This window comes from Bacillus sp. JJ1521, from assembly GCF_036965165.1.
Lineage (GTDB): Bacteria > Bacillota > Bacilli > Bacillales > Bacillaceae_L > Ferdinandcohnia.
The window spans coordinates 174,167-188,121 of sequence record NZ_JBALOX010000011.1 but is presented as its reverse complement, the minus strand read 5'-3'; the positions used below and the strand labels follow the sequence as shown (position 1 = coordinate 188,121).

Here is a 13,955-nt window from a genome sequence, read left to right as displayed (position 1 = left end):
GATTATCAAGGATATGAATATTTTAGAAAATGCTTCTATTGTTACATGGCCGACTTTTTCAAAACGAGGCACGATCAATACGAAAAGGCATCAAGTGATTTTTGAAGAGCAAAGGAAAGCATTGCGATTAAAAATGGGGGAGCTTACAGACGGCATCACGAGTCTATCAGGAGGCAACCAACAAAAGGTTGTCCTTGCAAAATGGTTGGCGGCTAACCCAAAACTTCTTATTCTGGACAATCCTACCCAAGGCGTTGACGTAGGTGCAAAAGAAGATATTTATGATATAATCTTGAAACTCGCAGAAGAAAACATTGCAGTTGTTGTTCTTTCCAGTGAAGCGCAGGAAATTATTCGCGTCTGTGACCGAGCGATCGTCATGTACCATGGAACCATTCAGGGGGAAGTTGCTGGAGAAGATATGAATGAGCATTCCATCATGAGTCTTGCTACGGGTGGGGATTTAACCTGAGGGAGGTGTAAGCTAAATGAAGCCGAGTATAGATCAATCAACGATAAAAAACAAAAAGAATTTCTTTGGATGGTTTACATATAAATGGTCAAATGATCCCTTATTCAGTATCGCCATTGCCTTAATCATTATGATTATTTTACAAACCTTGGTTTTAGGTTTTGATTACGATTCTGTTGGAGAATGGTTTCAATCATGGATTAACAACTGGGTTAATATTTTACGAAATAATGCAGGTATAGCAATTGTTGCTTTAGGGATGACGTTTGTTATTATGACAGGTGGAATTGATTTAGCCGTAGGTTCGACCTTAGTTGTCACAGGGGCTTTTTCGATGATGCTCTTAGATACCGGTACAAAAGGGTTCCTCGGAATTATGGGAATAACAGGTGCACCAGCATTTATCATCACGATTTTACTCGTATTACTAGCAGGATATCTTTTAGGTTCACTGATTGGGGTAAGTATTACGAAGGGTAATGTTCCCCCGTTTATTGCCACATTAGGAGCAATGATGATATTTAGAAGTGTGACACAGCATTTTATGCAAGGGTATAATCCTACTGTTCCAGTAGAATTTTTACAGATTGCTAGCTTTAAAATTGGAAATTATATGATTATGCCAATTGTTTATTGGGCGATCATTGCCTATATACTTTACTATGTATCGAAAAGAACAACCTTCGGAAGACATATCATTGCGGTTGGATCCAATGAAAGGGCTGCAAAGCTTTCCGGTATTAAAGTAGAAAAAGTGAAGTTGCGTGTATACGCTTTGATGGGGCTACTTGTTTCAATTGCAGCCATTATCCAGGTTTCACGTATTGGCTCCATGGACTTTTCGAATGCAGGAAGAGGAATGGAAATGGATGCAATTGCTGCAGCGGTTGTCGGAGGAACCAATATGATGGGCGGAAGAGGTTTCATCCTGGGAACTGTATACGGTATGTTGATTATTGCCGTAATGAATAATCTCCTTAATCTTTTCGGGGTACCTCCGTTTTTAAGGGAAGCATTCAAAGGCGTAATTGTAATCGCAGCTGTTTTGTTGCAGAAGAAAGAGAAAGCTTCATAATGCACTTCTGATAAATATTCGTACATCACTTACATATAAGTGGTGTATTTTTTTTCTCAAGGATTCAGACAACGTTTACGGTATAAGGAAAAAAGTAAAACTCCTTATTTTGCAATAAGGAGTTTTACCTTTGAATTATCCAAGTAACGAGGCTGCGCCCTTTTGATATTTTTCCTCTGGTGGCCAAACAGAAAGGTCAAAAGGATAATCCGAACCTGGTACGAGTCTATCTTCTCCGACTACCTTACAAAGGAAATCAAGGCTTTCTTGATTCCACAAAACTGTGTCATACCAGAAGCGTTTTATGTACTCAGATGGTGGTGCCTGTAAGTTTGAGGATACAAGCTTCCATTGCTCATAACCTTTATCGAGTCTTCCAATTTGATAAGGAAGGAATCCGCCACCATGTGCAAAAAGGACTTTTACATTCGGATATCGATCAATCAATCCGCTTAACAAAAAATCTGTCGCACAAACCGTTGTTTCCCACGGAACTCCAATTAAGTTCGGCATCATTCTTCTTTGTAGACGTGGGTCTTCTGCTAAAAGTGGATGGACGAAAACAATGGCATTTAGCCGATTTGCTTCCTCAAAGAATGGAGTGAAAAATTCATCCGATAACATGTGACCAGGTAAGCCAGGCCCGATAATCACTCCTTTAAGTCCAAGATTCATTCCGTCATGTAAAATTTGTGCAGCATTTTCTGGGTTCGTAAGTGGGACAGTTCCAAGTGCTGAGATTTTCTGAGGTGTTGTTTTTGTCCAGTCGGCTAAAGAACGATTATATACGTTAGAAATTTCTGATGAAATATCATCAGGAAAATCATATAAGAAAAGCTGTGGAATCGGTGAGACAACAGAGTGGGAAACACCTGCTTTCTCTTGTTCTTTTAAATAGAGGTGACTGTCAATAAAAGCTTGTTTAAGCTCAAAGCCCCATTTTTCATTCACCACTAAAAATTCATCTTTGTTTGCTTCTTTCTGAATCCATTTAGCTTTAACCGTTTTTTGATTATCCCTGAGCCATGTGATGACATCAGGCGGGATAAAATGTGTATGGAAATCGTACATTGTTTATTCCTCCTTATTAAACTCTATAACAAATTTTATAGGCTACTGTTGCTCCATAGTTCGTAATATAGCAAAGAAGTGAGTGCTTGAAAAGACAGAATTAAAAATATTGTGACTTATTCGACAAAACTCATTGCAAAAAAATGAAATTAAAAAGGGAAGAATTAACTATGAAAAAAAACTATTTTACTGAGCCTATATATGTTACCCGTCCACTTTTGCCTGAATTAGAAGATGTAAACAAAAGGGTAAAACAAATCTGGGATAGTAAATGGCTAACAAATAACGGTGCCCAACATAGAGAATTAGAGGAAAAACTAAAAGAGTATCTTCAAACAGAATATATTTCTCTTTTTAGTAACGGGACGTTAGCCTTATTATTAGGGATCAGGGCTTTAGAACTAACTGGTGAGGTTATTACTACTCCGTTTACATTTCCAGCCACACTGCAAGTACTTGACTGGAATGGTATTACTCCGGTCTTTTGTGATATCGACCCAACATCATTAAATATAGATGCAAATAAAATAGAGGAATTGATTACTGAAAAGACCAGTGCAATTCTTGGAGTGCATGTTTTTGGTAATCCCTGTGACGTCGATAAAATCCAACAAATTGCTGATAAATATAGTTTAAAAGTTATTTATGATGGTGCACATGTGTTTGGAACAAAAATAAATGGAAAACCAATCAGTAGTTTTGGCGATATGACTATGTTTAGTTTCCACGCGACAAAACTCTTTAATACGGTAGAGGGTGGAGGACTTGCTTGTAATAATGAACAGTTAAATACGAAACTAAATCTACTGAAAAATTTCGGGTTGTCAGGGCCAGAGGAAGTCGTATTATCAGGTCTAAATGCGAAAATGAATGAGGTACAAGCAGGAATAGGTATTGAAGTTTTAAAGAAGGTTGAGGAAGAGAGAGTAAAAAGGGATAAAATTAAAAAAACGTACGAACAAGGTTTAGAAGACATACCTGGAATTAGGGTTGTTACAAAGATGGAAAATGAAAATAGTAGCTACCAATATTTTGTTATTGAAATTGATGAAGATATATTTGGACGATCAAGGGACTGGGTTCACGAAGAACTAAAAAAATATAATGTATTTACAAGAAGATATTTTTACCCGTTATGTAGCGATTTTGAATGGTATAAACATTTGGATTCCGCCCAACCGAAGAATCTTCCTCAGGCTCATAAAACAGTAAAACAAGTATTATCAATGCCGTACTATGGAGAATTGGATTTAGAATCAGTTGCGGCAATCTGTAGTATTTTAAAGTCATTTTGTAAAAAAACTAGTGAGGGAAAAGGAGAAGTGGAATGAAAGGAATTATATTAGCGGGTGGTTCTGGAACTAGATTATATCCACTTACTAAATCAGTCTCAAAACAAATATTACCCGTCTATGATAAACCGATGATATATTATCCATTATCAACCCTAATGCTGGCAGGTATTAAAGAGATATTGATTATATCAACTCCTAGAGATGTTGTTGGTTTTAAAGACCTACTTGGTGATGGGAGTAAACTTGGTATGAAATTAGAATATGCTGTTCAAGAAAACCCAAATGGTCTTGCAGAAGCTTTCATTATTGGGGAAGAGTTTATTGGGGACTCTTCAGTAGCATTAGTTTTAGGAGATAATATATTCTACGGTTCTAATTTCGGTAACATCTTAAGAGATGCAGCAACATTATCAACTGGTGGAATCATTTTTGGTTGTTATGTAAACGATCCTAGAGCATATGGAGTAGTTGAAGTAGACGAAGAAATGAATGCTATTTCAATCGAGGAAAAACCTCAACAACCAAAATCATCATATGCGGTACCGGGTCTCTATTTTTTTGATAAAAGAGTAGTTGAGATAGCAAAAGGTGTAAAGCCATCTGATAGAGGAGAAAAAGAAATCACATCAGTAATTGATGAATATCTTCAGATGGGTGAACTAAAAGTCAAAATCATGGGCAGAGGACTTGCATGGCTTGATACGGGTACCCATGAGTCACTTCTTGAAGCATCTAATTTTGTTGAAGCAGTTCAAAAGCGGCAGGGACTGTTTATCTCATGTATAGAAGAAATCGCTTATAGAAGAGGATATATTTCAAAAGAACAGTTGTTAGAACTTTCAAAGCCATTAATTAAAACTGACTATGGAAAATACCTCGTGGAGATTGCAGAGGGTTTACGTTCATAATTATTTGCCGATGTATTCCGACTTTAAAATCAACAAGTTAAAAAAGGAGTTTAAAATGAACATATTAGTAACTGGTGGAGCTGGGTTTATTGGTTCCAATTTTGTTAAACATATGATTTCTAAATATGATTATAATATTATAAATTTGGACCTACTCACATATGCTGGAAATTTGAAGAATCTTGAAGGGATTTCCCAAAGTGAAAATTATCATTTTATTAAGGGAGATATTGCAGATAAGGAACTAATTAACGATATTTTTTCTCGTTACAATATTAATGTAGTTATTAACTTTGCAGCAGAATCACATGTAGATAGAAGTATTGAAAATCCTGAGTTATTTTTACGTACTAACATTATGGGGACTCATAACCTTCTTGAGGTTGCAAAGAATTATTGGAAAGTAAACTCATCAGATAAATATAGTAGGGACTTTAGAGATGGAGTGAAATTTATCCAAGTTTCCACGGATGAAGTTTATGGAACTTTGGGTAAAGAAGGATATTTTACTGAAGAGACATGTCTTCAGCCAAACAGCCCTTACTCTGCGTCTAAAGCCTCAGCAGATTTATTAGTAAGATCTTATAATGAAACATATGGTCTTCCAATTAATATTACTCGTTGTTCTAATAACTATGGACCTTATCAATTCCCGGAGAAGTTAATTCCGTTAATGATAAATAATGCATTAAAAGGTGAAAAACTTCCTGTATATGGGGATGGAAAGCAAATAAGGGATTGGCTACATGTAAAAGACCATTGTATTGCAATTGAAACAGTTCTTCATAATGGGATTAGTGGCGAGGTATATAATATCGGTGGAAATAATGAAAAAGAAAATATTGAAATTGTAAGACTTATACTAAAGTATTTAGGGAGAAATGAAGATCTAATCGAGCATGTAACCGATCGTCTAGGTCATGATAGAAGATATGCAATAGATAATTCAAAAATCACTCGTGAATTAGGGTGGGCGCCTTCTTATACCTTTGAAACGGGAATTGAAGAGACGATTAAGTGGTATCTAGAAAACACTACTTGGTTGAAAGAAATAGTTTCAGGTGAGTATATGAAATATTATGAGGAAATGTATAAAAATCGAGCATGATTACATTAACCTTTCCATACAACAAAATTAATGGGGTGAAACTATGGAAAGTATACTAGTTTTTGGTGCTAGTGGGCATGCAAAAGTAATAATAGATATTATAGAAAAACAAAAGAAGTATCAAATAAAAGGAATTTTTGTGGATACTCCCAATATGGTAGGAACTAAGTTAATGGGTTATCCAATATTAGGGAAAATTGCAGAGTTTTATGGTTCATCAACAAAGGGAATAGTCGCAATTGGAGATAATTATGGAAGGTCTTTAGTTGTAAATAAAATTAAAAGTATCGATCCAAATTTTACGTTTGTTAAAGCAATCCATCCAAATTCTATAATTGGCAATGATGTAAAAATAGGAGATGGAACCGTTATTGCTGCCGGAGCAGTTATAAATACTAATACCTCCATAGGGGAGAATTGTATTATTAATACCAAATCTTCAGTTGACCATGATTCTGTAATTGGAGCCTTTTCAACTGTCGCGCCTGGTGCGACTATTGGAGGCAATGTAAAGATAGGTGATCTCTCGGTGATTTCCATGGGAGCAAATGTGATTCAAAAAATTAACATTGGGAATGGTACTTTAATCGGTGCTGGATCGACGGTAATTAAAGATATGCCCAGTAGGGTATTGGCTTACGGTATACCTGCCAAAGTTGTAAGAACCAGAGAGATAAATGAAAAATATGTGTGATAATAAGGAGGTGTAATTATGGAAAATCCTTTAGTTACGGTTTTTATCCCCGTTTATAACAGTGAGGTTTATATTAAGGAATCTTTAGATAGTATCCTTAATCAGACGTATACAAATATTGAAATTCTTATTGTAGACGATGGTTCAACAGATAAATCAATTGATATAATAAAGTCTTTTAATGATTCAAGGATTAGAATAATCAGTAATAAAGAGAATAGAGGTATCCCCTTTAGTCGAAATGTAGGACTGACAAATTCTAATGGGAAATATATGGCGATTATGGATGCAGATGATATTGCGGTTCTGAATAGGATTGAAATCCAAGTTGATTTTATGGAAAAAAACCAAGATATAGATGCAATTGGAACCTATTATGAAATGTTTGGCGGAAGATTAAAGAGGACTTTTGAGACAAAATACACTTCCTCAGAAGAAGTTAAGGCTAAACTTCTTTTCTCTAGCCCAATTGGGAATCCTACATCCTTTGTTAGATTGGAGAAAATTAAAGAATATAACCTTAGCTATAATTTAAATTATTTTGTAGCACAAGATTACGACTTTTGGGTGCAACTTTCAAAAGTGGGCAAGCTTGAGATTCTACCTAAGGTACTTTTGAAATATAGGACAGGTCATTTGAATATAACCCAAAATACAAAAGGCAATAAAGCGATACAAAGGAAAAAAATTATTGACTCTATTCATAGCGATATTATTAATTACTACAATTTTAAATTGTCAGAGAAAGAATTGGAATCATACAATGAATTTTTTAATGATAATCCGCAAAGTAGATTAAGTAATGATACACAGGGTTCCATTCCTAGCATAGTAGAGAAACTTTTGCTTGAAAACCAAAAAAGTGAAAACTTTGTGGAAAGTATTCTTGTAAATATTATTGAAGATTCCGTTGTCTTTTCGTTAAGTAAGCATGATTTAAGTGTGATTTCCAAGTTGAATTTATATAAGAAGGTTTGTAAGGTGTTAAAGGTGAAACCAAAATCTTCACATATAAACTATCTGTTTATTAAGCATTTATATAAAAAAGTCTTTGCTTAAAAAAGAATTAACAACTCTGGGTACGGAGATTAGTTAAATCTTACATTAGATATAATATTATTACTTTTTTGGAGTAAGTTGCTTATGAAAGAAATTATTTTGCTTATAACAGAAATAGTTAATACTGCTCATGATATTATTGAGGAACTAGCTGAAGTTTTTGGTTTAAACCTTAATGATAAGGATTTGCATTTTTGGGTAATTGGAATAATTGGTTTTTTAATATTTATAATTGTTCACATAACGTTTAAATGGATTGCTGAATGGAGTATTACTGCGATATCTTTTGTATATACTTTTACAGTCTTACTTGTAATTGTTTTTGCAATTGAGATTCAGCAAAAGATAACAGGTAGAGGAAATATGGAATTTGCTGATGCGGTAATTGGCCTTTATGGCTTTTTAACTTTTTTTCTTGGCCTTTTAATTATAAAATTTATAACACAAATAATTATAAAGTTAATTAAGAAAAAGAATTCAAAATAACTACATATGATTGAAAAAGATTTTATTATTTGGAGGTTTTGTAACGTGCATGTAAAAAAAGCTATTATACCAGCAGCAGGATTAGGAACAAGATTTTTACCTGCTACTAAAGCACAACCAAAAGAAATGCTCCCTATTGTGGACAAGCCTACAATACAGTACATTATTGAAGAGGCAGTAGCTTCCGGAATAGAGGATATTATAATTGTAACAGGAAGAGGAAAACGAGCAATTGAAGATCATTTCGATAAGTCTTATGAATTAGAGGAAACTTTAGCTAAGAAAGAAAAATGGGACATTTTAAAAGAGGTACAAGAAATCTCGCAACTTGCAAATATTCATTATATTCGACAGAAGGAGCCTAATGGATTAGGAGATGCAATTTATTGTGCAAGACGTTTTGTGGGAGATGAGCCTTTTGCTGTTATGTTGGGAGACGATATTGTTCAATCAGGTACCCCATGTTTGAAACAATTAATTGACGTTTACGAGCAAGTTCAAACTTCTGTGGTAGGTGTTCAACAAGTCGAAAAAGAAAATTTAGATAAGTATGGAATAATCGATCCTTTTGCACAAAAACTTTATAATGGTGTAATTAAAGTACATACATTAGTCGAAAAACCGAAAATTGAAGATGCTCCTTCAAACTACGGTATTATAGGTCGTTACGTATTAACACCAGAAGTATTTTCTATTCTCTCAAATTTAGCTCCAGGGGCTGGTGGAGAAATTCAGTTAACGGATGCGTTAAACCAATTAGCTAGAGGTCGAGACATATACGCCTTAGATTTTAATGGTAAAAGGTATGATGTTGGCGATAAATTTGGTTTTATAAAAGCTACAATTGACTTCGGATTGCAAAATCAAGAGTTAAGAGATGATTTGATTAGATATTTAACCAATACAATATCAGGAATAAAAAAATAAAATAAATAATATCATTTTTAGAGATGGGGATAAGTAATGAAAAAGTTGTTATTATTTGTTATTACTATAATCTACCTTACTGGCTGTGGTACTCAACAAGATAATATTGAAAATACCTCAAATAATTCAAATGAACTTTCTGATGAGTCTTTATTGGGAGATATAAATGAGGTTACTGGGACTTATGAAGGTCAAATTGATACTAACTCAATAGAAATAATTACTGCTGATGGTCCTTTGGCATTAAGGATTAATGAAGAAACAGAAGAGAGTCTTTCGGAATTGAAAGAAGGAGATACTGTTGTGGTTAGATATATTCAAAACGACAATGGACAATTGATTCTGGAAGAAATAAATAAATAATTAAATTACTGGGTTGTCTTTTTTTAAAAAGACAACCATTTTATTGTTTGAGAAATTATAAAATTCTCGATTTTTGGATAATGTTAGCAGTTGAATGAACTACGGGTTGGCTTATGAAATAAAAAGAATAATGGGATCATTAAACAATTACTTAAAAAGCACCTTGATGGTTATTGGAAGATGTTTTCTAAAAGTACTAGATGGAGAAGATCCATTTGGATTAAATGAGAAAATTTAAATGAATCGATTGTCGAAATGAGGTCGGAGTCTCTGGTTGTGTTGAGGAAGAGTTTGCCTTCGATTTAATGAAGGGAGAAGTGGTTGAGCTCGTCTGTCCTTTTGTAAAGGAACATGCGTGAAGCGAAAAACCTTTGGGATTTATTTGATTCATATTTTAGTCATTGAAATTTTTAGAGATGGCATTATTTTTAAATTCATCTACGATAGTTCACTTAATCCAGTAGTAGGACTCGTAATCTATGATATTTTCGTTTTTATTATTACATAAATCCTAACCACTGTAATCGGGAAAATTCCTTATATGAAAAATCTGTTTATTTTTAGATCATATAATGTAAACAATTTAATTAGGAGGTGATATATATATATATGGAAAACAAATACAATCATAATATGGATACTTTAAAATTTATTTGTGCAATTTTTGTGGTCGCAATACATACAACTTTTTATATTTATCAAAATAATATGGCGACAGTCTATAATTATTATTTCTATAGGCCCACATTGGAAATCGCTGTTCCGTTCTTTTTTGCTGCGTCAGGTTACTTTATTTCGCTTAAAATTAGGGAAGGTAACAAAAACTATATACTAAGGTATTCAAAAAATATTTTTAAAATATACGTTTCATTTTCAGTTTTCTATATTTTTTTTCAATACCTATTATTAATTTCAGATAGATTATATTTAAACAAGCCCTTTTGGGAAAGAGTTGTGAGTTTGACACAAAGCCCTAGTATTAAAGATTTTATTAATGGAAGTATTGGTTCATTTCACTTATGGTACTTAACCTCTTTAATATTGGCCTGTTTGTTTTTACATCTTTTTATAAAATTTTCTATAAGTCCAAATATCATTTTTTTAATTTCCTTTTTATTTTATTTAGCGTTTATATCTGAATTAACTTTACTACATAATATTTATAAACATGGAGGTGTAGGAAAAGCTTTTTTCTTTTTATCATTAGGGTATTATTTAGGCAACAAGAAAGTTATCATAAACCATCCAATTCTTTTGTTCATTTTTTTTATCAGCATTTTTAGTGTTCTTTATAAAATGAATTCTCAAATTCAGATAATTTTCCTTATACTAGCTACGTTTTCTTTAATGGTCTTTTGTGTTAACAATCCTGGAAAACAGACATTACTATCGAAATTAGGAAAACACTCTTTAAAAATTTATATTCTTCATATTTTTATTTTGGAAATTATTAATAAATTTTATATTTATAACGGATATCCTTACTATGCTTTTAAGTCATATTACTTTATTTCTACATTTCTCTGTATAGTGCTCTCAATAGTGTTGTATAAGCCAATAGAAAACTTTTTTGTGAAAAATATTAATAAAACTCTTAACAAGATTATTGATTAGACTCTATACAGCTTTATAAATATAATTAGATAATAGAATGATGTATAAAGTAAATTGGCCAATAAAGTAAACAGTTTTGACACATGTGTATTGCCAAATGAAATTACAGAGTTTTGCAATTAGGTCGACCTAAAATTGCAAGCAAAGAATACAAAGTCGTTTAGACCTGGATTTGAAAATGCAGTGGTTCGTATAGTAGCCTCCCCGTAGGCAGAGAAAGTTGTTGAAACAATGATGTTTGATAAGCATGCAAATTTAGATATTGCATTGGAAAAATTAAGTGTCTTTCAAAGGGTAGCTGGAAATAAAAATACCCCGTCTGGTGTGGCAAAAGCGGCAAAGGCATTAGAGGTTTGAATAAATGAATGCCAACGCATTGAGAACGCCGACCTGTCGCAAACGGGTTGTAGCAGTGGAGAAAACGCACTTTGGAAGGGTAGTTATGATTCTTATACCTATATTTTAACAAGGGTTTAATTGTAAAATTTTTGTAATTGTTTCTAGTGGGTACAATTCATCATTTATTTATATTAAAATAACATTCGTTGATAAAAAATTATATATACATTATTATTTCTAGAACTTTGTAGATAAATATGTTAATATTATCATTGGTGTTTAGAGTTTGTAGTACAAAAATACTATTTTGTAAAATATTTGAGTTAACCTTTTAGAAATATAGAAAACTAGGGTAGCAAGTTATGTAATAAAATAAAAGAAACAGATAAATATAGGGGGGAATCAATTAATGAAGGTTTCACAAGGAATTGTTAAAGAAAAATATAATAATAGTTATGAACTAAAATTATCAATAAACAATGCCAGATTTCTTTTTGCTAAAAGAACAATTGATTTAATTGGTTCTATATTTGGGTTGTTATTACTATTGCCATTATTTCTAATTGTTGCTACTTTAATAAAAATTGAAGATCCAAAAGGTAAAGTGTTTTTTAAGCAAAAAAGGGTTGGAAAAGATGGTATAGAATTCGAAATGTTTAAGTTTCGTTCAATGGTTTCAAATGCAGAAGAATTATTGGATTCATTAAAACATTTAAACGAAACCAGTGGTGCGATGTTTAAAATGAAGTCGGATCCTCGGGTTACCAAGGTTGGGAACTTTATTCGAAAAACTAGTATTGATGAACTTCCCCAATTGTGGAATGTACTAAGAGGAGAAATGAGTTTAGTTGGACCAAGACCTGCTTTGCCTAGAGAAGTAGAGCAATACAATTCTTACCATAAGCAGAGATTAGCAGTAACCCCAGGATGTACTGGATTGTGGCAGGTAAGTGGGAGAAGTAACATTGGCTTTGAATCTATGGTTGAATTGGATCTTAAATATATTTCAGAGCGAAGTTTTTTCTATGATTTAAAGATTATTTTAAAGACAGTAAAAGTTATGTTTGGTTCAGAAGGTGCTTATTAAAATAGTTATATCGAATCCCTGATTATTATCAGGGATTTCTTAATTTAACTTTATTATGCATATTTAGTATGGCAATTCTAATAATAATTAGGAATAGATTTATAAATTCTTTGGGAAAGTATACTTTAAAACAAGGAAGTTTAAATAATGAATAAAATGATTAATATCAATGAAGAAAAAGTTTTTGTTTTATTTTTTATTATCATCGCTGCTGTTGATAGTCTTAATGGATACCTCATAAGGAACATCGATTTTCCTTTTAGTGTTGGTCAAGTGTATAGGGGCTTATTAATCTTATTTTTAATTCACATAATTTTTAAGTACAAGCAATTTAGAATTTACCCAGTTCTTATGGGATCCTTTTTAGTTTTGCAACAGTTCGGATATTTTGCTTTTGTTCATCAGTCCTTAGAAGGTCTGATGAAGGATTTAATACATCTTTCAAAGCTTTTATTAATCGTTTTAATTATAGAAGCATTCATGGCTCTAAAAAGAAAAGGAAGTAATTCACCTTTAATAGAAAAAGTCTTATATATTAATTTAATTGCTTTTCCATTATTTATATTAATACCCAAGGTTTTCAATACTGGTTATTCCATGTACTCGGGAAATGTAGGGTTTAGTGGTTTTTTTTATGCGGCTAATGATTTGAATGTTGTTTTAATGGTTTTGTTTATATTTTCAAGTAATTCATTAATTACTAGTATTGAAATAAGAAATCAAAAGTCGATATTGATTTACTCTTTAATTACACTTGGTTTACTCTTGTCTTTACTATTATTAGGATCAAAATCAAGTGTTGCTTTTACTGGTCTAACTATTTTAATTTATTTAATTGTCCTATATATAAAGTATAAAGATAAAATAACCCCGAAAATATATTTGTATCTATTAGTTGGTTTGCTTTTCATCTGTTCAGCATTATTTCTAATATTTAATGATGAAATAGCAAAATCAATCGACCGCCATTCATATTTTTTTCAAAAGCAAGTACAAAATGAAAATGATTTATTTTCTTTTATAGTTACGGGAAGAGATACATTTTTAGATGCGGCTATTGATGACTATAATGAATCTGAGCATAAATTTTTCAGGTTTAATTTCGGCATTGGGAACTATAGTCACGGATTAGGAACAGCTGAACATTTTTTTGCTGATAAAGAAACAATGCAAATTGAGATGGATTTTTTTGATACTTTTTTTAGTTATGGATTATTAGGAACAATATTGATATATGGGTATTTTATTTTAATTATATTAAGTAATATAAAAATCGGTCAGCGTGTAGGATTTCCATTTTATTTGAGTTTTTGTTTAGTGTTTCTATATAGTTTTTTAGGCGGGCATGTTCTGTATTCTGCTTTATCTGGAAGCTTCCTCGCATTAATTTGTGCAAAAATAACAGCAAAAGAATATTGGTTATACCTGAACAAGCGTCCATTCTTTTGAAAAAATTG

The 13,955-nt window shown here is 32.4% G+C and carries 15 protein-coding genes; 14 read left to right on the top strand and 1 reads right to left on the bottom strand.

All coding sequences use genetic code 11. The annotated features are described in order from the left end of the window. Together V7147_RS02780 and V7147_RS02775 are read left to right on the top strand one after the other, a co-directional pair. On the top strand, positions 1–472 hold a 472-nt coding region (locus V7147_RS02780; RefSeq protein ID WP_335366333.1), incomplete at its 5' end, for an ATP-binding cassette domain-containing protein. A gap of 16 nt (positions 473–488) precedes the next feature. Beyond that, a complete protein-coding gene (locus V7147_RS02775; RefSeq protein ID WP_335366332.1) occupies positions 489–1,547 on the top strand; it encodes an ABC transporter permease in 1,059 nt (352 codons plus the stop codon). A gap of 135 nt (positions 1,548–1,682) precedes the next feature. On the opposite strand, the gene V7147_RS02770 is transcribed toward V7147_RS02775, so the two are convergent. Next, positions 1,683–2,618 carry an amidohydrolase family protein gene (locus tag V7147_RS02770; protein WP_335366331.1) on the bottom strand — a complete coding sequence of 312 codons (936 nt, stop codon included), beginning with the start codon at positions 2,616–2,618 and terminating at the stop codon, positions 1,683–1,685. 170 nt (positions 2,619–2,788) lie between these two features. On the opposite strand from V7147_RS02770, the gene V7147_RS02765 reads away from it, so the two are divergent. The 12 genes from V7147_RS02765 (at position 2,789) to V7147_RS02715 (ending at position 13,947) form a co-directional block, all read left to right on the top strand. After that, positions 2,789–3,949 carry a DegT/DnrJ/EryC1/StrS family aminotransferase gene (locus V7147_RS02765; RefSeq protein ID WP_335366330.1) on the top strand — a complete coding sequence of 387 codons (1,161 nt, stop codon included), beginning with the start codon at positions 2,789–2,791 and terminating at the stop codon, positions 3,947–3,949. Then, the gene (gene rfbA / locus V7147_RS02760) at positions 3,946–4,821 is read left to right on the top strand and encodes a glucose-1-phosphate thymidylyltransferase RfbA (RefSeq protein ID WP_335366329.1); all 876 of its coding nucleotides are present in this window, start codon (positions 3,946–3,948) and stop codon (positions 4,819–4,821) included. The genes V7147_RS02765 and rfbA overlap by 4 nt, the downstream gene beginning before the upstream one ends. A 55-nt stretch (positions 4,822–4,876) precedes the next feature. Next, the gene (gene rfbB, locus V7147_RS02755) at positions 4,877–5,929 is read left to right on the top strand and encodes a dTDP-glucose 4,6-dehydratase (protein ID WP_335366328.1); all 1,053 of its coding nucleotides are present in this window, start codon (positions 4,877–4,879) and stop codon (positions 5,927–5,929) included. A 43-nt stretch (positions 5,930–5,972) separates the two neighbouring features. Continuing rightward, complete coding sequence (locus tag V7147_RS02750; protein WP_335366327.1) at positions 5,973–6,623, top strand: acetyltransferase; 651 nt, start codon at positions 5,973–5,975, stop codon at positions 6,621–6,623. 18 nt (positions 6,624–6,641) lie between these two features. Further along, on the top strand, positions 6,642–7,682 hold the full coding sequence (locus V7147_RS02745; protein ID WP_335366326.1) for a glycosyltransferase family 2 protein: 1,041 nt from the start codon (positions 6,642–6,644) through the stop codon (positions 7,680–7,682). Between the two features lie 84 nt (positions 7,683–7,766). Then, positions 7,767–8,168 carry a hypothetical protein gene (locus V7147_RS02740; RefSeq protein WP_335366325.1) on the top strand — a complete coding sequence of 134 codons (402 nt, stop codon included), beginning with the start codon at positions 7,767–7,769 and terminating at the stop codon, positions 8,166–8,168. 45 nt (positions 8,169–8,213) lie between these two features. Further along, positions 8,214–9,095 carry a UTP--glucose-1-phosphate uridylyltransferase GalU gene (galU, locus tag V7147_RS02735; RefSeq protein ID WP_335366324.1) on the top strand — a complete coding sequence of 294 codons (882 nt, stop codon included), beginning with the start codon at positions 8,214–8,216 and terminating at the stop codon, positions 9,093–9,095. 36 nt (positions 9,096–9,131) lie between these two features. Continuing rightward, positions 9,132–9,458 carry a hypothetical protein gene (locus V7147_RS02730; RefSeq protein WP_335366323.1) on the top strand — a complete coding sequence of 109 codons (327 nt, stop codon included), beginning with the start codon at positions 9,132–9,134 and terminating at the stop codon, positions 9,456–9,458. 609 nt (positions 9,459–10,067) lie between these two features. Beyond that, complete coding sequence (locus V7147_RS25155) at positions 10,068–11,072, top strand: acyltransferase family protein (protein ID WP_438824532.1); 1,005 nt, start codon at positions 10,068–10,070, stop codon at positions 11,070–11,072. A gap of 231 nt (positions 11,073–11,303) precedes the next feature. Continuing rightward, a complete protein-coding gene (locus V7147_RS02725) occupies positions 11,304–11,429 on the top strand; it encodes a hypothetical protein (RefSeq protein ID WP_335366322.1) in 126 nt (41 codons plus the stop codon). A 391-nt stretch (positions 11,430–11,820) separates the two neighbouring features. After that, on the top strand, positions 11,821–12,498 hold the full coding sequence (locus tag V7147_RS02720) for a sugar transferase (protein ID WP_335366321.1): 678 nt from the start codon (positions 11,821–11,823) through the stop codon (positions 12,496–12,498). A gap of 147 nt (positions 12,499–12,645) precedes the next feature. Next, positions 12,646–13,947 (top strand): O-antigen ligase family protein, encoded by a 1,302-nt coding sequence (locus tag V7147_RS02715; RefSeq protein WP_335366320.1) that lies wholly within the window; start codon positions 12,646–12,648, stop codon positions 13,945–13,947. Positions 13,948–13,955 lie beyond the last annotated feature (8 nt).

What these genes read in the sequence shown, in the direction of transcription:
- V7147_RS02775 (WP_335366332.1), top strand. Translation starts at nt 489, where the DNA reads ATGAAGCCGAGTATAGATCAATCAACGATAAAAAACAAAAAGAATTTC.
- V7147_RS02770 (WP_335366331.1), bottom strand. Translation starts at nt 2,618, where the DNA reads ATGTACGATTTCCATACACATTTTATCCCGCCTGATGTCATCACATGG.
- V7147_RS02765 (WP_335366330.1), top strand. Translation starts at nt 2,789, where the DNA reads ATGAAAAAAAACTATTTTACTGAGCCTATATATGTTACCCGTCCACTT.
- rfbA (WP_335366329.1), top strand. Translation starts at nt 3,946, where the DNA reads ATGAAAGGAATTATATTAGCGGGTGGTTCTGGAACTAGATTATATCCA.
- rfbB (WP_335366328.1), top strand. Translation starts at nt 4,877, where the DNA reads ATGAACATATTAGTAACTGGTGGAGCTGGGTTTATTGGTTCCAATTTT.
- V7147_RS02750 (WP_335366327.1), top strand. Translation starts at nt 5,973, where the DNA reads ATGGAAAGTATACTAGTTTTTGGTGCTAGTGGGCATGCAAAAGTAATA.
- V7147_RS02745 (WP_335366326.1), top strand. Translation starts at nt 6,642, where the DNA reads ATGGAAAATCCTTTAGTTACGGTTTTTATCCCCGTTTATAACAGTGAG.
- V7147_RS02740 (WP_335366325.1), top strand. Translation starts at nt 7,767, where the DNA reads ATGAAAGAAATTATTTTGCTTATAACAGAAATAGTTAATACTGCTCAT.
- V7147_RS02730 (WP_335366323.1), top strand. Translation starts at nt 9,132, where the DNA reads ATGAAAAAGTTGTTATTATTTGTTATTACTATAATCTACCTTACTGGC.
- V7147_RS25155 (WP_438824532.1), top strand. Translation starts at nt 10,068, where the DNA reads ATGGAAAACAAATACAATCATAATATGGATACTTTAAAATTTATTTGT.
- V7147_RS02725 (WP_335366322.1), top strand. Translation starts at nt 11,304, where the DNA reads ATGATGTTTGATAAGCATGCAAATTTAGATATTGCATTGGAAAAATTA.
- V7147_RS02720 (WP_335366321.1), top strand. Translation starts at nt 11,821, where the DNA reads ATGAAGGTTTCACAAGGAATTGTTAAAGAAAAATATAATAATAGTTAT.
- V7147_RS02715 (WP_335366320.1), top strand. Translation starts at nt 12,646, where the DNA reads ATGAATAAAATGATTAATATCAATGAAGAAAAAGTTTTTGTTTTATTT.